Origin of the sequence: uncultured Vibrio sp., assembly GCF_947488985.1 — a bacterium.
Lineage (GTDB): Bacteria > Pseudomonadota > Gammaproteobacteria > Enterobacterales > Vibrionaceae > Vibrio.
Genome location: NZ_CANLBV010000069.1, coordinates 1 through 20,753 on the forward strand (window position 1 = coordinate 1; position 20,753 = coordinate 20,753).

The 20,753-nt window shown below is 45.5% G+C and carries 17 protein-coding genes, 2 tRNA genes and 1 pseudogene; 13 read left to right on the plus strand and 7 right to left on the minus strand.

Annotated features, from left to right (window positions below):
- Positions 1 to 243: 243 nt before the first annotated feature.
- Positions 244 to 423, minus strand: a pseudogene (locus Q1A70_RS14110) (helix-turn-helix domain-containing protein); the annotation flags it as partial.
- A 505-nt stretch (positions 424 to 928) separates the two neighbouring features.
- On the opposite strand from Q1A70_RS14110, the gene Q1A70_RS14115 reads away from it, so the two are divergent.
- Positions 929 to 2,377 (plus strand): YfcC family protein, encoded by a 1,449-nt coding sequence (locus Q1A70_RS14115; protein ID WP_299692659.1) that lies wholly within the window; start codon positions 929 to 931, stop codon positions 2,375 to 2,377.
- Between the two features lie 463 nt (positions 2,378 to 2,840).
- Entirely contained in the window at positions 2,841 to 4,220 is a 1,380-nt protein-coding gene (locus tag Q1A70_RS14120) for an MATE family efflux transporter (protein WP_299692662.1), read from the plus strand.
- Between the two features lie 145 nt (positions 4,221 to 4,365).
- On the opposite strand, the gene Q1A70_RS14125 is transcribed toward Q1A70_RS14120, so the two are convergent.
- The 3 genes from Q1A70_RS14125 to Q1A70_RS14135 form a co-directional block, all read right to left on the minus strand.
- Positions 4,366 to 4,929 (minus strand): YSC84-related protein, encoded by a 564-nt coding sequence (locus tag Q1A70_RS14125; RefSeq protein WP_299692665.1) that lies wholly within the window; start codon positions 4,927 to 4,929, stop codon positions 4,366 to 4,368.
- 205 nt (positions 4,930 to 5,134) lie between these two features.
- Positions 5,135 to 5,473, minus strand: coding sequence for a hypothetical protein (locus Q1A70_RS14130; protein WP_363318254.1), 339 nt, complete (start codon positions 5,471 to 5,473; stop codon positions 5,135 to 5,137).
- A 130-nt stretch (positions 5,474 to 5,603) separates the two neighbouring features.
- Positions 5,604 to 6,488: an AraC family transcriptional regulator gene (locus Q1A70_RS14135; RefSeq protein ID WP_299692671.1), complete on the minus strand. Its 885-nt coding sequence runs from the start codon at positions 6,486 to 6,488 to the stop codon at positions 5,604 to 5,606.
- 193 nt (positions 6,489 to 6,681) lie between these two features.
- Between Q1A70_RS14135 and Q1A70_RS14140 the strand changes: the two genes are divergently transcribed.
- The 5 genes from Q1A70_RS14140 (at position 6,682) to Q1A70_RS14160 (ending at position 11,512) form a co-directional block, all read left to right on the plus strand.
- Positions 6,682 to 7,830 (plus strand): iron-containing alcohol dehydrogenase, encoded by a 1,149-nt coding sequence (locus Q1A70_RS14140; RefSeq protein WP_299692674.1) that lies wholly within the window; start codon positions 6,682 to 6,684, stop codon positions 7,828 to 7,830.
- 253 nt (positions 7,831 to 8,083) lie between these two features.
- Positions 8,084 to 8,830 carry an amino acid ABC transporter ATP-binding protein gene (locus Q1A70_RS14145; protein WP_299692677.1) on the plus strand — a complete coding sequence of 249 codons (747 nt, stop codon included), beginning with the start codon at positions 8,084 to 8,086 and terminating at the stop codon, positions 8,828 to 8,830.
- Positions 8,830 to 9,627 carry an amino acid ABC transporter permease gene (locus Q1A70_RS14150; protein ID WP_274137685.1) on the plus strand — a complete coding sequence of 266 codons (798 nt, stop codon included), beginning with the start codon at positions 8,830 to 8,832 and terminating at the stop codon, positions 9,625 to 9,627. Before Q1A70_RS14145 ends, Q1A70_RS14150 begins: the two co-directional genes overlap by 1 nt.
- Before the next feature lie 12 nt (positions 9,628 to 9,639).
- A complete protein-coding gene (locus tag Q1A70_RS14155; protein WP_299692680.1) occupies positions 9,640 to 10,449 on the plus strand; it encodes a transporter substrate-binding domain-containing protein in 810 nt (269 codons plus the stop codon).
- 139 nt (positions 10,450 to 10,588) lie between these two features.
- The gene (locus Q1A70_RS14160; protein WP_299692683.1) at positions 10,589 to 11,512 is read left to right on the plus strand and encodes an amino acid ABC transporter permease; all 924 of its coding nucleotides are present in this window, start codon (positions 10,589 to 10,591) and stop codon (positions 11,510 to 11,512) included.
- A 435-nt stretch (positions 11,513 to 11,947) separates the two neighbouring features.
- Here the strand turns inward: Q1A70_RS14160 and Q1A70_RS14165 are convergent, their stop codons facing one another.
- Complete coding sequence (locus Q1A70_RS14165; protein ID WP_299692685.1) at positions 11,948 to 12,286, minus strand: zinc ribbon domain-containing protein YjdM; 339 nt, start codon at positions 12,284 to 12,286, stop codon at positions 11,948 to 11,950.
- Between the two features lie 240 nt (positions 12,287 to 12,526).
- Entirely contained in the window at positions 12,527 to 13,690 is a 1,164-nt protein-coding gene (locus Q1A70_RS14170) for a threonine/serine exporter family protein (RefSeq protein WP_299692688.1), read from the minus strand.
- 360 nt (positions 13,691 to 14,050) lie between these two features.
- On the opposite strand from Q1A70_RS14170, the gene Q1A70_RS14175 reads away from it, so the two are divergent.
- Positions 14,051 to 14,125: transfer RNA gene (locus Q1A70_RS14175), tRNA-Gly, on the plus strand.
- Positions 14,126 to 14,165: 40 nt separating this feature from the next.
- Positions 14,166 to 14,240, plus strand: a tRNA-Gly gene (locus tag Q1A70_RS14180).
- Positions 14,241 to 14,636: 396 nt separating this feature from the next.
- On the opposite strand, the gene Q1A70_RS14185 is transcribed toward Q1A70_RS14180, so the two are convergent.
- Complete coding sequence (locus Q1A70_RS14185) at positions 14,637 to 16,001, minus strand: NCS2 family permease (RefSeq protein ID WP_299692691.1); 1,365 nt, start codon at positions 15,999 to 16,001, stop codon at positions 14,637 to 14,639.
- A gap of 252 nt (positions 16,002 to 16,253) precedes the next feature.
- Here Q1A70_RS14185 and Q1A70_RS14190 point away from each other — a divergent pair, with 252 nt between their 5' ends.
- Genes Q1A70_RS14190 through Q1A70_RS14205 form a run of 4 tightly spaced genes read left to right on the plus strand, consistent with a single transcriptional unit; the run spans position 16,254 to position 20,427 of the window.
- Positions 16,254 to 16,484, plus strand: coding sequence for a hypothetical protein (locus Q1A70_RS14190; protein ID WP_299692694.1), 231 nt, complete (start codon positions 16,254 to 16,256; stop codon positions 16,482 to 16,484).
- The gene (locus tag Q1A70_RS14195) at positions 16,477 to 17,436 is read left to right on the plus strand and encodes a hypothetical protein (RefSeq protein ID WP_299692698.1); all 960 of its coding nucleotides are present in this window, start codon (positions 16,477 to 16,479) and stop codon (positions 17,434 to 17,436) included. The genes Q1A70_RS14190 and Q1A70_RS14195 overlap by 8 nt, the downstream gene beginning before the upstream one ends.
- Before the next feature lies 1 nt (position 17,437).
- On the plus strand, positions 17,438 to 17,875 hold the full coding sequence (locus Q1A70_RS14200; protein ID WP_299692702.1) for a hypothetical protein: 438 nt from the start codon (positions 17,438 to 17,440) through the stop codon (positions 17,873 to 17,875).
- A complete protein-coding gene (locus Q1A70_RS14205; protein WP_299692705.1) occupies positions 17,809 to 20,427 on the plus strand; it encodes a molybdopterin-dependent oxidoreductase in 2,619 nt (872 codons plus the stop codon). Before Q1A70_RS14200 ends, Q1A70_RS14205 begins: the two co-directional genes overlap by 67 nt.
- The last annotated feature ends 326 nt before the right edge of the window (positions 20,428 to 20,753 follow it).

The following is a 20,753-nucleotide window of genomic DNA, read 5'->3' on the forward strand; positions in this document are numbered from 1 at the left end:
TCGCTGGCATTCATGTTGATGTGGCTACCGATGTATTGTTGAACGCGAAATGTACAGCAAAGATCAACACGCCCTAGAAAATACGGATGACTTTTAGTACTGGAGAGGCTCTTGATTAAGTATCTAGTCGTGTTGGTGCAGTTCCCTTTGATTCTGACTGATTTGCACAACAGAACAAAAACAGTTTCCAATCCACAACGTCTATCGTTTCAAACGCAAAATCTTCGCTGCAAAAACCAAAACACTAAGGTGGCGTGCAACGGTCGATTCATGAATACGAAGAGCTTGTGAAATCATAGTCTGAGTCCAGCCTTCAGAAGCCAGCAAAACAGCCTTAATACGGTCGCAAACTCGACTATCCCGTTCAATGTCGTGCATTTGTTCGAGCTGTAGTTTCTGTTGAGGAGTCAGTGTAATTATCATAGTTCGTAGCATGATCCTGATTTTACTAAAAATCAAGCACCTTCAATGATCACGGGTATAGAAATAATGAGTAAGCAAAACATCCCCCCACAGCCCAAAAAACCTTCTCAAGACCTAACAGAACCTAATCTTTTGTATTTATAGGTTTATCAATGCTTCCCTCGGTAGATAACTCTAAAAAAGTTCCATTAACCGCATATATTTAGTTGATTGCTCACAAGAAACTACCTCTCGCAGGATCTATTTTTGCAACTTAAGATTTACCCATTCAATTGTTCTGGGGCTGCCTTTACACTGCGTAAGTCAGCTAATTTAACGCGTATCACATCTGAATCTTCTCGACCTTCGCATCGGCTATTTTAGCCAGCTTCACCAGCGAGTTTCCGTTTTCGATTTCCCTTTGTTAAGACTACCTAAATTAGCGACTCACTATTATTTCAATGTATTTATTCGTCGCTGATTTACTTCTATTTATTGGTGCATAAATAAAAGTAAGGAGATCGCCATGTCCGACCAGACCCTATCCACCGCAGAAAAGAAGCCTGGCTTATTTGCCAACTTTAAGTTTCCTTCTGCCTATACCATCCTTTTTGCCTTAATTGCGCTTGTCGCTCTGCTGACTTGGCTTGTCCCTGCGGGTCAATATGACCGAGTCATGAATGAAGATTTGGGACAGATGGTTCCCGTCACTGGCACTTATCATTCCGTTGAAGGTAACCCTCAAGGCATCGTTGAGGTTCTGTTAGCTCCGATAGATGGCTTTTACGATCACGATAGCTACCAAGCAGCGGCGGTCGATATTTCTCTCTTCATTCTTATTATGGGTGGCTTCCTTGGTTTGGTGACCAAGACTGGCGCGATTGATGCCGGGATTGAGCGTGTTACTAAGCGACTTGAAGGCCGTGAAGAGTTGATGATCCCTATCCTTATGGCACTCTTTGCTACAGGGGGCACTGTTTATGGTATGGCTGAAGAGTCGTTGCCATTTTATCCCCTACTAGTCCCTGTGATGATGGCAGCTCGCTTTGATCCTTTAGTCGCTGCAGCTACCATTTTGCTTGGTGCGGGTATTGGTTGCCTTGGCGCAATGGTCAACCCATTTGCTACCGTGATTGCTTCTAACGCTTCAGGCATTCCCTTTACCGATGGCATTATGCTACGTTTCGCAATGCTTGTGCTTGGTTACCTGATCTGCGTGGCTTACGTGATGCGCTATGCCCGTATGGTTCGTAATGATCCATCGAAATCGATCGTGTATGACAAATACGAAGAGAACAAAGCGCACTTCCTTGGTAACCGTTCAACTAAGGGCCTAGAGTTCACCACCAAACGTAAGATCATCTTGTCGATCTTCGGTGGATCATTTGCTGTGATGATTTACGGTGTGTCTATCGGTGGCTGGTGGATGGCTGAGATTTCAGCGCTGTTTTTAGCCTCATCCATTTTAGTAGGCATCATTTCACGCATGAGTGAAGAAGACTTCATTGGCACCTTTATCGACGGTGCAAGAGACTTACTTGGCGTGGCACTGATCATTGGTATCGCTCGTGGCATCGTGGTGATCATGGATCGCGGTATGATCACCGATACCATCTTGAACTCGGCCGAGCACATCGTCACGGGTCTCTCATCGGTGATCTTCATTAACGTTATGTTTGCACTTGAGCTTCTGCTTTCTTTCCTTGTGCCTTCCACCTCTGGCCTTGCGGTATTGACCATGCCAATTATGTCGCCACTGGCTGACTTTGCAGGCGTCGGACGTGAGCTGGTTGTTACAGCATACCAAGCGGGATCAGGTCTGGTGAATTTAATTACTCCGACTTCTGCGGTGGTAATGGGCGGCCTAGCGATTGCGCGTGTTCCTTACGTTCGCTGGCTGAAGTGGGTCGCACCGCTGATGGCGATGTTGACTCTGCTTTGCGTGGTACTGTTGAGTATTGGCGCGCTTATCTAGTCGTTTATCAGTTTTATACCAGCTAACAGGTTCAACCGTTTTACAGCTTGAATAGTGGACACAAAATACGCCCTTCGAATCGTTATGATCGAAGGGCGTTTTTATAAGTAATTGCTACTCGATTCTATGTAAGCGCACAAATAACTGGCTCGGTTTCTCTCTTATGCCAATCACCGTAAGTAAATGCTCAGAAATAGCGCAGGAAAAAAGCTTAAGTACAAGGCTACTCTTTTCGACAAACAGTTTCGATAAGTCGCTATTCTACAATCAAAATTTCTAACGAAGTTATCGAGGTTTTTAGCCAGTTAGGGTGACCAGTTATTTACTACGATTGGTATTAATCCAAGGCTTGACCCTATGCAGTAAGGTGGTTATATTGTCGCCCGCCCACAGGGCACATCCTAAAATGCACACCTGCCATCCTGCCATCATTCGTGTATTTCTATTGATGTTGTGAATCTCCATGCTAACAAAACTTCGTCCTTTTACTCGTGAATCGGGTGCGCTTATGCATCTTTCGATTCCAATCATTTTGACTCAAATTGCAACCCAAGCGATGGGATTTGTCGATACGACCATGGCTGGCCAAGTTAGCCCTGCCGATCTCGCTGCCATCGCGCTCGGCACCAGCCTTTGGATTCCGGTACTGTTGTTGCTACGTGGCGTGATTATGGCGTTAACGCCTGTAGTTGCCTACCACCGTGGCGCACGTGATTTTCAAAGTATCTCCGTTGAATTCTTTCAAATGGTTTGGCTGGCATTGATTGCAAGCGTGCTGCTCATCACCTATCTAATCAGTGCGAAACCGATCCTAGAGTGGATTGGGGTTGCCGCTGAAATCATTCCAATTGGTAGCGATTATGCCTTTGCCCTCGCCTTTGGTGTACCGGGCATTGCCCTGTTTTACACCTTGAATGGCTTCTGTGAAGGGATGAACAACACCAAAGTACCGATGATCATTTCCATGATTGGTCTTCTGGTGAATATTCCGGTTAACTATGTGCTTATCTACGGCAAATTTGGCTTCCCTCAAATGGGCGCGGTTGGTTGTGGCTGGGCGACAAGCTTAGTGTATTGGCTAATGTCGGGAATGCTTTATTCCTACATTAAAGGTCATCACCACTACAAAACCATCATCAGCTTTGCAGACGCTAAGCCAAAAGCAAAAGAGATGTTTCACCTTCTAAGATTAGGTTTACCTATCGGGATGAACATCGCGGTATGTGGCAGTATCTTTGCGGTAATCGCACTGATGATCGGCCGTATTGGTGCCGAGAACGTAGCCGCCGCGCAGATAGCACTCAATATATCGAGCCTAACTTACGTGATCCCTATGAGTATCTCGTTTGGCATTACCATCCGTGTTGGCCATGCATTAGGTGAAAAAGACGAACTGGGGGCGGTTGAACGCAGCAAAATCGGTATCTTGGTAGCGGCATTGGTTTCGTTGCTCTCGGTGGCGACATTGCTACTGTTTCCAGAGTGGATCATTAGGCTTTATACCGCCGACCCTGCGATCAGTGCGACCGCCGCGACTTTGCTGGTATTTACCGCGATGTACCAATTCAGCGATGCATTGCAAACGTCTGCCAATGGCGCGTTACGTGGCTATAAAGATACCAAAATCCCAATGCTATTGGCGATTGCTTCCTACTGGGGCTTGGCGTTACCACTGGGTATGGTACTGGGCCTAACAGACCATATTGTTCCAGCTATGGGTGAAGAAGGCTTTTGGATCGGCATTCTCACGGGGTTAACCGTTTCTGCGGCGCTAATGCTGTTTAGATTACGATACGTAATTAAAAGCCGTGATTCGCAACCTGTGATTGCACTGGCAAGCTGATACAAAAAATGCCGTTTGGCAAAACCAAACGGCATTCAAAAACAAGCGTCATTTCATAAACAATCAGCGTTTCAAATTAAGGGCTTTATTCCTTCAATAAGCACCAGCCCTATTTAATTTAAAGCTTCAATAAGCTCACTGTTTATTACTGAGCTTTAAAGCTGTATTTCTGACCCGCGATACTCGCTTCATACATCAGACCGCCCTTACCTGCGGTTAATACCACCATACCATTGGTGTAATTAATGATGTTGTGATCATTAGCTTCAGAAGAGGTGCCAGCGCCAGTTGAAGTACCGGTTGTACCCGTTTGCGCCTGAGCACTCGCCGTGATAGCAATTGCGTTTGCTCCTGCTCCAAACTCAAACTGTCCTGACGTGAACTTATCTAACGCGGCTTTATTCTCAAAGAAAATAACTTGGCTGTAAGCTTGACCACCCGCTTGCAATCCAAATGAAATCTGCGACATTTTTGTCTGGCCAATCACTGTACCTTGTTGATAAACCTTACCTTTACCATGAGCGCCACCAATGCCTAAGCCACCTTTACCTATGGTCGGGAACACGGCATACCCATAAGCAGAGTTAAACGCTTGGCGTATTTCAGGGTTCGATTGAAAACTCTTAATGGTGTCAGAATAGTCGTCAGCCATAGCTGGACCAGCAATAAAAGCGATTGAGGCTAGAATAGTTGTAATTAGTTTGCGCATAAAGATTAACTCTTTCTATAGATTCAACGATATAGAATACAAGGTATATCGAGAACTCAATCATCATTTATGTAGGTTCCAATCATTCAAACCTAAGTTAATCACACTGGCTACTTAGGAATAATTGGCAATTCAAGAAGTGCAGAATGAGCCCCTACCGTGGTTAATTATGGTTGACCCGATGTTAGGGATCAACTTTAGCCAGTTACTCTAAGACGATCTTGAAAATATCATTGTTTAAACCACTAACCTCTACAGCTGCTCCCGATTCAAACATTACGCTGGTATCTAAACGCCAAACGGCACCCAACGTTTGAGGAGAGTCGGTCTTCTTTTTCTGTCGTACCACTGATATATCAACCAAATAACCCGTATCTCGTTTGTATATCAAGCCTGAGAACGCCACGCTTTCGCTTCTATCAGCGAGCAATGCATCAAAGGTGTTATCTGGCAATATTCCCGCTGAAATCGATGAATCATCATAAAAAAGAGTGATGGTTGTCGGCGTATACGCAGGCTCTGGAGCCGATGAACAGCCCAGCATCACTAAGCAGACTAGTAACGCGAGGCAGCGCAACACCTTGAGAGAACGTAGTACCGAGAAACAACTCAGTACTAAGAAACAACGCATCAAAATAATTCGAATTCGCATACTGTTCACTTATCCTGATCCCTTACACCGCTCTTGGGGTTGTATTGAAGTGACGCTTAAATTCTCGACTGAATTGAGATGGGCTCGAATAGCCGACTCGGCGTGCGGCATCGTTGATTCGTAGCCCTTCTGATTGAATCAGCTCTTTGGCTTTGTTGAGCCTTACTTTCTTCAAGTATTGAAGGGGGGATTCAAAGGTGACGTTACGAAAAGCATTGTGGAAAGCAGACACACTCATGTTCGCTTCATCGGCTAACGATTGAACAGTAATGGTTTGATCATACTCTTCATGTACTTTAGACAGTGCTTTAGCAACACGTGCGTAGTGGCCGTCGTGATGAGCGAGATCGAATAACACACGTCCTTCTGAACCGGTTAGCGCGCGATAAACAATTTCGCTAACAAGCGCATCGCCCAATATGTTGGCTTCGATATCGCAGTGCAGGGTTTTTATCAGTCGAGTAAAGCTTTCTAGCATCCTATCTTCCATAGGGGTCGACTCTAAGCCACTCGAGTTCTGCTTATGTTTGTTGCAGTAACTTTCGAGAAAGCCTTGGTCTTCCAGCTTTTTCACCAAGCTGTGTAAACGCTGAGAATCAATGTTAATAGACAAACCAAGCAAGGGTTCACCATCGACGGGTAAGGCTTCGCACTCTAGTGGCATTGGCACACCAACGACGAGATAATCACCCGCGGCGTAAGTAACAGGCCTTTCGCCGATATAGATGTTCTTTTTACCCTGCCCGAGCATGATGATGCCGGACTGATAGGTAAAAGGTTGGCGCTGGTTACCAGTACTGCTTCGGTAAAACCAGACACCCTCGATCTCAGTTTCTCTGATCCCTTCGAGATCATCCCAACCTTTGTATTCAACGTAAGACTGCATTAACTGAGCGAGTGTATTCATAACTGGTGATATTCCATTCAAGGTGCGGAGTGTATTTGCACAAAAGCCCAAAAAGAATAACAAGTTTGTAGAAATAGGCAATTAATTTGGAGGAACTGACCTTCACCACCCTAAATTCCTGTACTAATATGCAAATATATAAATTGAGCAACAAATCAGAATAAAAAATCTAGCTTTACACAAGGAACCTACAATGCAATTTACTTATGTTAACCCTACAGTAATCCACTTCGGCCAAGGCCAAATCAACGCTATTAGCCAAGCGGTTGATACTTCGAAGAAAGTACTTGTCATCTACGGTGGCGGTTCAATCAAAAGCAATGGTGTTTACGACCAAGTAGTCGCATCTCTTAAAGATCACGCTTGGATTGAGTTTTCTGGTGTTGAAGCAAACCCAACGAAAGAGACGCTAGATAAAGCCGTCGCTCTTGTTAAAGAAGAAAACGTAGAATTCATTATCGCTGTTGGCGGTGGTTCGGTAATCGATGGTTCTAAGTATGTGGCTGCAGCGGCTAAATATGACGGTGACGGTTGGGACATCCTAGCAGGCAAACACCAAGTAACAGAAGCAACGCCAATCGGTGCAGTGTTAACGCTTCCAGCTACGGGGTCTGAATCTAACATGGGTGCGGTAATCACTCGTAAAGCGACTCAAGAGAAACTGGCATTCATGAACCCTGCCGTACAGCCTAAGTTTGCGGTAATGGACCCAGATGTAATGAAGTCTCTGCCTGAACGCCAGTTAGTTAATGGTTTAGTTGATGCTTGGGTACACGTGTGTGAGCAGTACATTACAATGCCAACAGACGCGATGGTTCAAGACGGTTACGCAGAAACACTGCTGAAAAACCTACTTTTGCTGGGTAAGCAATATGACGAGCGTGACAACGACGCATGGCGTGCAAACCTAATGTGGACTGCAAACCAAGCGCTTAACGGCCTGATTGGTACGGGTGTTCCTCAAGATTGGGCAACACACATGATTGGCCACGAATTCACAGCGCTTTGGCACGTAGACCACGCGCGTTCTCTTGCGATTGTTCAACCTTCACTACTACGCAACCAAATCGAAGCTAAACGCGGCAAGCTAGAGCAAATGGGTCGTAACGTTTTTGGCCTAGCAGCAGGGACTGACTTGGCAGAGCGCACTATCGATGCAATCGAAGCGTTCTACCACAGCCTAGAGGTTGCAACTATGTTCGACGGCTACGAAGCAACGAAAGCGGCAGCAATCGACAGCGTTGTTGCTCAGCTTGAATCACACGGTTACCTGCAACTTGGTGAGAACCAAGCAATCACGCCAGAGAAAACACGTGAGATCCTAGAGTCTGCGATTCACTAAGCTCGTTAAAGCTTAAAGAAGGCCGAACAAAGTAGAATGACAAAGACAATTTGAACAAGTGAAATGCCGTAAACAAGATTTATGGCATCACACTGAACCAAATACTTTGGCCCTACGTGTATGAAAGGCAGCGTCCATTTTGGGCGCTGCTTTTTATTTGCCCTACAAGATGCTATTAAATTCTCATAAGTCCCTAATTTTATGTGCAATCATATTTCTATATTGTTAAGGTAAACCTGTCTCTTTACTAGGTATGAACAACGATTTGAACAATCTCAAGGAAATGGTTAAGTTTAAGTCACTTAACAAGTGGTATGGTGATTTTCATGCCCTAAAGGATATCGATTTAAATATTGAACAGGGAGAGATAGTGGTGATTTGCGGGCCGTCAGGTTCAGGTAAATCAACCTTGATCCGCTGTATCAATCAGCTAGAACCCTTCGAAAGTGGCGAGCTTTCCGTGTTAGAACAATCGCTTCCCTGCAAGTTCAACACACCAGGTCAAGTCGGAATGGTGTTTCAGCACTTCCATTTGTTCCCCCACCTTACTGTGCTTGAAAACCTGACTCTGTCCCCAATTCGTACGCTCAAGAAAAGCAAAGAAGAAGCAGAGAAAACGGCAATGCATTATCTCGAATGTGTACACATTGCGGAGCAAGCGAATAAATACCCAGCTCAGCTTTCTGGTGGCCAACAACAACGTGTTGCGATTGCTCGTTCTCTTTGTATGAAGCCTGAACTGCTGTTGTTTGATGAACCAACATCTGCCCTTGATCCGGAAATGATCAATGAGGTGCTTGATGTGATGGTTGAGCTTGCCAGTGAAGGGATTACCATGGTGTGTGTAACACACGAAATGGGCTTTGCGAAACGTGTTGCCGACCGTGTCATATTTATGGATGAAGGACAAATCGTGGAATCCAATACACCACAATGCCTGTTCGAGAATCCTCAACACGAGCGTACTCAAGCGTTCCTAAATCAGATTCTGACTTACTGATGCTGCTTAAAATTGTAAAACCTGCCTTATCTGCATTGGTACAAATTGTTGTGCTCGCGGCTGCGGTTGTCTGGATCCTCGATTCTGGCGCACAAGCCATGGGATACAGCTGGCAGTGGGAACGCGTGCCCGACTACATCGCCTTTTATGAAGACGGCGAATGGTGGCCTGCAGAATTGATGGAAGGGTTACTCGTCACCATCAATATCTCTTTGATTTCTTTAGTCGCTACGCTAATTATTGGTTTAACCACGGCCCTATTACGCAACTCTAATTCCGTGGTTGGTCGTACCCTCGCCACCAGCTATGTAGAGTTGATTCGTAATACGCCTTTATTAGTACAAATCTATTTGCTCTATTTTGTGTTTGGCCCCGTACTAGGGCTGGATCGCTTTAGCACGGCTGTTTTAGCCTTGGCACTTTTCCAAGGGGCGTACACTGCCGAGATATTTCGTGCCGGTTTAAATGGCATTGCTAAAGGACAATTTGAAGCCGCTCAATCTTTGGGCTTATCAAAGACCTATACTTATTGGGATGTGATTCTTCCTCAGGTAATTCAACGCACGTTGCCACCTTTGACGAATGAGGTTATCTCCCTTATCAAAAACTCTTCGATTGTGAGTGTCATGGCGATTTTCGACCTGACAACCGAAGCCAGAAACATTGTTTCTGAAACCGCGATGCCATTTGAGATCTGGTTCTCTGTGGCGATCATTTATCTCGCACTTACACTTTCACTTTCTGCCGTTGCAGCTTGGCTTGAGCATAAGCTTGGAGCTAACTGGCGAACACAATAAGGATTTATCAGCATGAAGCTATTTAAAACCGCAATTACAGCTCTACTTGCGCTTGCCGTAAGTTTGCCTGCACTTGCTTCTGAAACGCCTAACCTAGATAAAATCAACGAACGTGGCTCTCTACGTGTTGGTATGTCGACTTTTGTACCTTGGGCAATGCGTAACAAACAAGGCGACCTTGTTGGCTTTGAAATCGATGTGGCAAAACGCCTAGCTGAAGATTCAGGCTGGAAAGTTGAGTTCGTGCCGACGGCATGGGATGGCATTATCCCTTCTCTACTCTCGAACAAGTTCGACGTGATCATCGGTGGTTTGTCGATCACTGAAGCACGCTCTAAGAGTGTGTTGTTTACTGAACCTTACTCTCATTCAGGTGTTCAACTAGCAGCAAACAAAGAGCTGGCTGAAGGCTTTACTCAAATCTCTGATTTCGATTCTCGCCGTGTGAAAATTGCAGCACGTCGCGGCGCATTCACGGTTCAAGTGGCTCGTGAAACTTTCCCGAAAGCAAAAGTACTTCAGTTCGATGACGATGCTCAAGCGTTCCAAGAAGTGCTAAACGGCAATGCACACGCGGTTATCGCCTCTAGCCCGAAACCTGAACACGAAGCGATCAAAAACGCAGACACGCTATTCATTCCATTTGAAGAACGCCTTTCTAAAGGCAACGAAGCATTTGCTGTGCGCCTAGGCGAAACAGACAAAACTGAGTTCTTCAACGAGTGGATCAAAGCACGTACTGAAGACGGTTGGTTGAAAGAGCATTACGAGTACTGGTTCTCTACTCTAGATTGGCAAGATCAGATTGCTCAAGGTCAGTAATCGACTGCCAATTAGACGCTAAAGAACCAATCAAGGCAGTACCTTGCTGGTACTGCCTTTTATGAAACACCCGAGATAGCTATAAACTCATAGCCCACTCTCACAGCATATTAATTATCATTGTTTAAACAGGAATGACGTGAGTAGTACTAGCGCATTATCAACGCCCAAGCCCAACCTTCACACGAAGCCTTGGTATCAACGCCTCAATCTATTAGATGGAGTGTTGTTTGCCATCATTTGTGCGTTCGCAGGTTGGCTGTATTATCGCTCTGCTGTCGGTATTAACTATCAGTGGCGATGGGAAGACGCGTTCACGTTAATCTTTATTCAACCTTCTCAAGGTAGTATTCCTTATTTCTTCCAAGGCTTGGTCGCAACATTGCGTTTGAGCTTATGGAGCATGGTGTTAGCGCTCTCTTTCGGCACACTGTTAGGGGTAGCAAGACACTCTAAGATCGCTTTATTCAAAACACCGGCACTGCTTTTCATCCAATTGGTTCGAAATATTCCGCCACTGGTTTTTGTGTTTATTTTTTACTTTTTTGTATCTAACCAACTGATTCCTTTGCTTGGTTTAGAAACCCTTTTACGTGAACACAATGGTGAAATTAACGCTGTTCAAGATTTCCTATTCGGGCCTGCAAACCTATGGGAAAACTTAGCCTCTGGCGTAATCTGTATTGGCCTGCTCTCTTCTGCTTATATCGCTGAGGTGATTCGAGCTGGCTTAGAAAGCATCCCTAAAGGCCAATGGGAAGCGGCTGACTCACTAGGGCTGTCTGCATTCTCTAAGTATCGATATGTGGTTGGCCCACAGGTATTAACCGCGATCACGCCACCTTTGGCAGGTCAGGCAATTTCTTTAGTAAAAGACACCTCGATTGTGTCGCTGATTTCGATTCAAGAGATGACATTTGTTGGTACTGAAATGGCGAACTCTTCCGGTTTGATCTTCGAGATTTGGTTGATTGTTGGCACGGCTTACTTCGCACTCTGCTTCACTCTATCGCGTATTTTTAAGGTCATAGAACAACGATCGAGCGTTTACTTAAAGCGGTAATGACCATCAATCAATACTGACAAGTCGCTAGACCTTTAGCTTGAGGCTCGAACAGCTCAGTATTGAATTGTGCGTCCCAGATCTCTAAACAAGCTTCAAAGGCACAATATCGGCACAAAGTGGGAACAATAAGCGGTTTGATCTAACCTTGACTCAAATTCAAATCTTTGTTCACCCACGATTTTTGAAGTCGGGTGATAGTTCATTGTACGCCCCCTACGCTCAAACTTTTCTATGCATTACTGCAAGACAATATTGCCACTCACATCAATAATCATCCCCCTTCTGTCAATCTGTGCCGTTGAGTCCGAAACAACGCAACCATTACGGTACCCCGTTACTACGATGAGTATCAGTCATCAATGTGGGTCGCTGGTCTTAATAAGCCACCTCAAATCCAATCATTCGATAGGTATGTAATGTGCCTTACGCAGGCTACTGCTTCTTAACGTACTTTGCTGTGACCAGCATTTCGCCGCCGCCATCAAGCTTACAATCTAATTGGTGATCTTTGCCTTCGTTGATGCGGCGGATCACCGCTTTCGTGCCGATCTTGAGTACGCTAGAGCTGCCTTTTATCTTGAGATCTTTAATAAACGTGACCTTGTCACCTGTCTCTAACACAACTCCGTTTACATCCTTAACACGTGCTGCTTCTCTTTCTAAACGTTCCTCTTCTGGGTTCCATTCGTAAGCACACTCTGGGCAGATCAAGTTGTTTTGATCAGGGTAGACATATTCAGATTGGCACTGCGGGCAAGGAGGTAAAGACATAGGTTAATACTTCATTTAAAGAGAATTTATAGCTATTTTAATAATTCTTACTAAGCTTAGCGAGCATAAATCTAACAAGTTTTATCAATGCCCCGCTCACGTAAAAATCGCGTACCTAAAACCAACAAACACAGCCGCGAAACTGTGTTTGTTTAGAGTATTTTCTTGAAAGCGGTGTCAATTTAGAAACCGTGCTTATTTACACACGCTGTTTGTTCAAAGGTTTCGAAACAGAGCGCCCTAGCGTTCTACTTTAGGAGAGTAAATGGAATAAGCGGTGATTTGCCCTGCCACAATGGCGGAGAACATGAATAGCGCCGACAAACCGATGCTCGGAATTGGCAAAATCGATTGCTCAAACACCGACTGGCTGGCACTCACCAATACGCGGCTACCCGGAACCAAGATGATGATCCCCTGCACGATATAAATAGAGCCAGTAAGGTCCATTTTTTTGGCGATCCAAGTGCCATACAAGGTGATCAGAACCGTGGTCACCCAAGTACCGACCACCCAGCCACTATCAAAGCCAAGATAGAAGGGTCCCCACATACCCAGAACCGCAATGGGTAAGCCCAGCAAGATATCTTTAGGACGAGCATTAAAAATCACGCCAATTGACACAGAGATCAGTGCTAAGCCTGAAATGTGCATCCATGTTGGGATTTCGTTGGTGTAGTCGATGGAGATGGCTTGCCCCCAAATGGCCTCGCCAATATTGAGCCCCATAATGATCCCAACAAACAATTTGATCAGGGTTAACGCGCTCTGCCCCAATAAACTGGTGCCGGATACCAAATCATTAAACGCCAAACACTCCAAAGCGTTGGCGATGGATAAGCCGGGGACAAACAATACGATCGAAGCGATACACAGCGCCCATACAGGGATAGGTAACCCCGTGCTTGCCAAGAAAGCCACCAAAATACCGCTTAATAATGCCGAGATAAACTCAACCGCAATCGCACGACGCGAATGCAGCACTTGCTGACATGCCCAAACCATGAGTCCTAACAGCGCAGCAAAACCAACCGCTTCTAAGGTGCTACCCACCAGCATTAAATACGCGGGTGGGATCCCCATGTTGGCCAGTGCTGTCACAAACTTCGAGTAACCAACAGGCTCTGGCACAGGCTCGCTACTCGGTTGGTTAATACGTATGATGGTATTGGCCAACAAGCTCAAGTTGATAGACGCGGGCTTCTGACGCTTCAGAATAACGGCGTTGTTATCGTCAGGAAACTGATAATTGATCGCGGTTGGCGTTGCCTGAACCATCACATCAACCCCATGCTTTTTGGCATAAAATTGAGTGTATTTTTCAAGCTTATAAGGCGCACAGCCACTGCGATGGAGTGTGTCACCAATTTCAACAATTTTGTTAATTCGATACGGAGAAGGCATGAGTATTTCAGGGGAGACAAAATGTGCGGCAAATGTAGCAAACGATAGACTGAATGACGAGACTTTTACAGTGATTATCGCCTCAATTCACCGCTTTTCTTCTATCACTTAAAAGCAGCAATAACTGACCCACTGTCCAATTCGTTGAATGAATCATTCCATCGGTTGTCGCCATTTTTCTTACCTATAAGCAAACGTTAACGATAAGAGAGTTTAATCACACTTTATTCGCTATTAAAAGGTAGAAGGCGCACAAAAAACTAGCGGAGTGATGATTATGCGAGCACTTAGCATAAAAATTAAAGAAAAAGGTTTCGTTTTCAGTTAGATGTGGCATTATCACTCTCGTTAAGACGATGTGCGTGCATCGTATAATGGCTATTACCTCAGCCTTCCAAGCTGATGATGCGGGTTCGATTCCCGCTGCACGCTCCAATTATTCTTAATGCCTCAGTCTTACTCATTAAGACAGTGTGCGTGCATCGTATAATGGCTATTACCTCAGCCTTCCAAGCTGATGATGCGGGTTCGATTCCCGCTGCACGCTCCAATTTCTCCTTAAGATTTACCGATCCCCTTGCGATTTAGCAAACTCGAAGCTACTTTATCGATTCCAAGTAATTTAACCGAATTAAAGCAATTTCAACTCTTGAAATTAAGCACTTAGTGGCGTGTTTTATCACACCTAAAGAAAATGTTGTTGTATTCGTGCTTAATTGTAATGTTTGAGCATATTAGTGAAGGCATTCTAGGTCGCTACTGAATCAAGTGACTCTAGCTTCTAATGCAGATTGACGTTTTTACGAAACGATTCTATTACGCGTTGCTATCGAGCGAATCAGTTATAAGGCTGTGCACCACCCTCACCTCTTTCCCTGCTCGCCACTTAAAAGAATACCTAGCCAGAGGCTAGGTATTAGGAGGAAAAGTGTTTTAGCAATTGGCTTTAGATTGCCCAGCCACCTGCGTAGAAGACAACGAGCGCAATAGTGATCAGTACGATACCTAGGTTTAACTTCTTCCATTCGCCTGAGAAGACGCGGCCGATCACTAGGCATAAGAAGCCAAGCATGATACCGGTCACGATGTTACCAGTCAGTACAATGAATACCGCACACACAAGACCAGCTAGTGCATCTACTGAGTCATCGAAATTCAGTTTGCGAACGTTACCCAACATCAGTAGACCAACATACATAAGTGCAGGCGACGTTGCGTAAGCAGGAACTAGGTAGCTAATCGGAGCTAAGAACAATAGGAATAAGAAAAGTACACCGACGACGACTGCTGTTAAACCCGTTTTGCCACCCGCTGCGGTGCCCGCTGCAGATTCGATGTAAACCGCTGCTGGAGCGCCACCAACTGCGCCAGAAACAATACTTGAAACCGAATCCGTGGTCAGTGCTTTACCGCCATCGATAATGTTGCCATCTTTATCAAGAAGGTTTGCTTGGCCTGCTACTGCGCGAATCGTACCTGTCGCATCAAAGATAGCGGTCATCACCAACGCAAGTACACTTGGCAGTACGATAGGATTAAGCGCGCCCATGATATCCATAGAGCCAATCAAAGAGCCTTCACCACCAAAACTTGGCAGAGCAAAGATACCTTGATATTGAACAGCAGGGTCGAATATCAAACCAAATATTGAGATCGCGATGATCACCAGCAAGATACCACCCGGTACCTGACGTTTCTCTAGACCTAAAATAGCCGCAAGACCGAGCATAGACATGATGACAGGGAAAGACGTGAACTCACCTAATGTTACTGGCAAACCCTCTACTGGGTTTTTGATCACAAGACCAACACCGCTTGCTGCAATAAGAAGCAAAAACAAGCCAATACCGATGCCAGTACCGTGTGCAATACCTTCAGGCAGGTTAGTTAAGATCCACTGACGAACACCTGTCACGGTGATAGCTGTAAAGATAAAGCCCATCAGGAAGACTGCACCCAGCGCAACAGGGATAGAAATGCCCTGTCCTAGTACCAAACTGAAAGCCGTAAAAGCGGTCAATGAAATGGCACAACCAATCGCCATTGGCAAGTTTGCCCAAAGTCCCATCACTAATGAGCCAAATGCAGCAACTAAACAAGTAGCAATAAATACTGAGCTTTGATCAAAGCCAGCTGCACCTAACATGCTTGGTATAACGATCACTGAATAAACCATAGCCAAGAAGGTTGTTAATCCTGCTAAAACCTCACGACGTACATTACTGCCACGTTGTGAAATTAAGAAGAAGGTATCTAACCAACTGCTTTTTGCAGGTGCACCACTTGCTTGGGGTACGTAATTCTCGGACATGCTATTTCCTTTGTAGTACTAAATTAATGATCAATAGGGAGTACTCTGAATCAAAAATTCGAGTGAAAATTTTAAAGGCGAGAAAATACAGGTAAACGTTTACGTGTGCAATAGTTATCACTGAAGGTTTGGTCTTTTAAAGGAAATATATATGACTAAATGTAGGTTCTGATTGCCCTTTCAGCTAAAAGCTCATAGTCGTTTATCTTTACCTTAGCTCAATATCCAAGGTCAGAAAAACTCGAGGTATAGATGCCCAAAGCTGAAATGGCGAAGGACGACAAGTTTTGGCACTCATCAGCTCGCCATGAGAATCCATGGATTCGTGATCCAAAGCCATCTCTTTATGTGCCTGTGTTTTACATCGGATTAAACCAAGAGCAAGCTGCTCACAGTGAGATCGCCCCGAACACTTGGCTGCTGGATTTTGAGCAAAATATCGATGATTCCAAACTAGCATTTAAAGGAGTTGAGCGTGGTTAATTTGATCAATGTAAGCAATGCAATGCCGTTTGGCTTGTTGTTTGTAAACTACTCGCTGCTATTAGGCCTTGCGGGTGGACTTGGCCTTGCATGGGCGCTGTTCTCACGTGAAGACGATAAATCCTACCTGATCCCTGCTGTTGCGATAGTGTTGACCTGTGGCGGGATCCTAAATGTATTGGCTGAAGTTCAACAAGCGGGTCACCTGATTTATGGCTTCATCGCGGGTTGGGAAAACTGGAATGGCTCTATCATCAAATATGGTGTGCCACTACTGCCAATTTATATCGGCCTACTTTTGTCGGCCATCCTTATCACTTCTACCTCTTACCGCCGCTTTCTGCCTGCGATTAAAGTAGCTATTGCGGCAGTGGGTACTTTTACACCTGCGTACAGCGGTATCTGGATGATGAGCATCCACGGTGTGGCAATATGGAATACGCCTTTCTCACCACTATTGACGGCACTTGCTGGCGGTTTCTTCATTTACGGCTTGCTCACCAAGCACGACTCAAGTGAGCGTCAAAAAATCACTGGCTTATTTGCTTTGCTATCCTTCGGAGCGATCTGTTTAGGCACTTGGTGGATGAGCAAATTTGCTTCGGTTGAGGTCAGCCAATCAATGCAACTGATTAACCAACACTTCTGGGGTGTAAAACTGCTAACGGCATTAACCGGTATTGCAATGCTTCTAACGGCGCTGATTGCTAATCCAAGCCGATTATGGCGCTTGGCTGGTGCAGTACTGGCGATGGTTTTTGGGTATACCACTCGTTACCTACTGCTAGTTGCCGGAGAAGGCGTAAGTCGCTCTGGTGCTGGTCTGTCACTGTTCCTGCCAGATGCGCATGAGCTGTTCTTTACCGCAGCAAGTCTCATTTTCATGGGCGGTATTTTTGCTGTACTACTTCTACTTATCCCAGTTACTGATAAATGGTTAAAGGAGCTATAAAATGGATCGTCGTAAATTTCTCACCGGTGCCGCTGGGGTTGGTTTAGGTTTAGGTACCGCTGCTTATGCCAGTATTTTTACTCGTGCCCTAACGTTCTCAAAGAACGGCGCACCAGTACAATTCCATTACTATGGCAACTCAGATCCGGTTGAATGGCGTCTTGCTCAAAGCGGTCACCAAGTGGCACCGGATTACGCAATCAAACATTCAACGTGTCTGCAATGCCACAGTGAGTGTGGTATCCGTTGTAAAGTGAACTTGAAAACAGGCAAGCTTGAGCGTATTCAAGGTAACCCTTACCACCCGAATACCATGATCGACTACACGCCGATTGAAACACCTATCAGCCAAACTGCGCGGCGGTTGGTACGGTGTGTGCACGTGGTAATGCTGGCGTACAAACGCTGTATGATGAATACCGCATCACAGCACCAATGAAACGCGTGGGAGCACGTGGCGGTGACGAGTGGAAAACAATTACTTGGGAAGAGCTGATCAAAGAAGTGGTTCACGGGGGTCAAATCTTTGCCGATACGACGGACAAAGCGAGCCAAGATTTGGTGGTAAAAGGCTTTAAAGATCTGTACGAGCAACGCAATAATCTGCTAGATCCGAAGAACCCTGAATACGGTAACGTGACCAACCGTTTTGTGCTGCAAGCCGGACGTATTGTAAAATCACGTAAGGATTTCCAGAACCGATTCTGCAAATCTTTTGGTACGATCAATAGCTACGAACACACCAATATTTGTGAGCTTTCGCACCACATTGCAACCGGTGAAGTGTATGACGGTCACCATAATGCAAAAGTAGACTTGCTAGAAACTGAATTTGCTTTGTTCTTTGGTACCGCACCAGGTGAAGCGAACTTCCCAATGCAAACCATGGGTAAGTACAGCGCAGAAGCGCGTGCCAACGGATGTAAAATTGTGGTTGTCGACCCTGTCTTACCGCGCACCATTACCAGTGTCGGTGATACACAATGGATCGCCCCTAAAGCGGGTACAGATGGCGCATTAGCAGCAGGTGTACTGCAACTGATGATTGCAAGCCAAGGTTACAACCGTGATTACTTGTCTTACCCATCGCTTACGGCAGCACAGTTGCACGGTGAAACCAACTTTACTAACGCGACGCATTTGATTGTTGATGATAGTACTCATCCTGATTATGGTCAGTTCTTACAAGTTAATGCTCAGACAATAGTCATGGCTGACAACGGTGAGTTCATGGCTGCAGAGCGTGCATCGCAAGCGAGCCTAACCTTTGAAGGTGAATATCAAGGCACGCGCGTTACTACAGCCTTTAATCTGCTGGCAAGATCGGTGAATCGCAAAACCATTCGCGACTATGCCGAGGAATCTGGTATTGAAGAGGCGGTGATCCACAACCTTGCTAACGATCTGATGAGTCACGGACGCAAAGCGGCAGTGGAGTTCTACCGTGGTATTGCTCAGCACCCTAACGGTTACTACACCGGCTTCTTGATCCACCAAATCAATGTGTTACTGGGTAACTTAAACTGGTCTGGCGGTTTGTCTCTGGGTGGTGGTGGCTACGATTACAACGGCGGCGTGTACGACTTGAGCCAAATTCCAAACCTGACGCCAGCGGCGCAAGGTCTGCATATCTCTCGCGAGCAAATGCACTACCAAGACTCCAGTGAATATAAAGCGAAAGTCGCAGCAGGTCAGAACCCTTACCCTGCCCCGCGTCCTTGGTTCCCATTGGGTACAGATGTGTTCAGTGAGATCTTGCCATCAGCTCTAGAAGGTTATCCATATCGCGCTGACATCTTAATGTGGCATATGTGTACCCCACTTTACAGCACACCATCTAATGGTCGTGATGAGATTGTCGAACAAGTCAAGGATCCCAAAAAGATCCCGCTGATCATTGCCAGTGACATTGTGATTGGTGACAGCTCTCGCTATGCCGATTACGTTATCCCGGATCTCACGTACCTAGAGCAGTATGTTCACCATCCAATGATGGAAGCGACAATGGTCAAAGGAACCGCGATCCGCACTCCTGTTGTCGAGCCACTCACTGAAAAAACACAGAGCGGTCATCACTTTAGCTATGAGCAGTTCCTGATTGATGTAGCTAAAGAATTAGGCATGGCGGGCTTTGGTGACAAGGCTATCCCAGATACACATGGCAATCTGCACGGTCTGCATACCATGTCAGATTACTACCTTAAAGGGGTCGCGAACGCCGTGCACAACTTTGGTCCAGTGCCAGAGATAAGTGATGAAGAAATCCGTATTGGTGATTTAGATACCTTCTACCGCGCGCACAAACATACGCTAAAACAACAGGAATGGTTAGATGTGCTATTTGCCATTTCACGTGGTGGTTTGTACGAGCCAGTCAGCCAGCGTCGTAACGGCGATAAACTGACCAACCAATACAATGGCATGGTTTCTCTTTACAGTGACAAGGTGGCAAAAACCATCAACAGTCAAACGGGTGAGAAGTTCATGGGTTATCCTGTTTGGCAACCTTCAACCACGACTCAAGGCACTTTAGTCAGCGAGTTGGATGAAGCGTTCCCACTGACGATTCTAACCAAGAAAACCGCATTGCAGTCCCATTCACGTCTGTCATCGGCTGATGCAATCCGTGAGATCACCCCAACAAACTATGCTGAAGTGAATATGCAAACGGGTAAGGAAGCAGGTCTTGAGACCGGCGATTGGGTTTGGGTTGAAAGTGTTGAAGGTCGACGTAAAGCGCAAGTGAAGTTACGTGAAGGTATCGCACAGAATGTGGTTTCATTTACCATTGGCTTTGGCCACAGCGGTTATGGTGCCAATGATTATCATGTAAACGGTAAAGTAATCAAAGGCAGTAAGCAGCGTAAATCTGGCTTTAACTTGAACCCGATACTGCGTACGGACCCTGATATTTGGGCAATGCCTTTGATGGATCTCGTCGGCGGCAGTTCGTGTTTCTATGATACCAAAGCAAAAATCTACAAGGTCTAAGCGGGCGGTGATCCGTAAGCGGTCATAGCTAAGTAGCTAGGATAAATCGTTACGGATGTCAGTTGTAGATAAGCCGTTACGGTTAAGCCTTTACGGATAAGTAAGCACGCATCGACGATAAATCAAAGAGCCCTGTTTCAATACCCATGAAACAGGGCTCTTTTTTGATTCGACGATTTTTTGAAAGCGCAGTTTTATCATCGCTTGCGACGATAAAACCTCGAATTTCAAGGTAAGCTCATTATTAAGTGTAAGCGTCTTTAAATCGACTCATTCAATCCTTTCAATAAACGTCGTAACCTTTAACTTTGATCGTTAAAGGTACT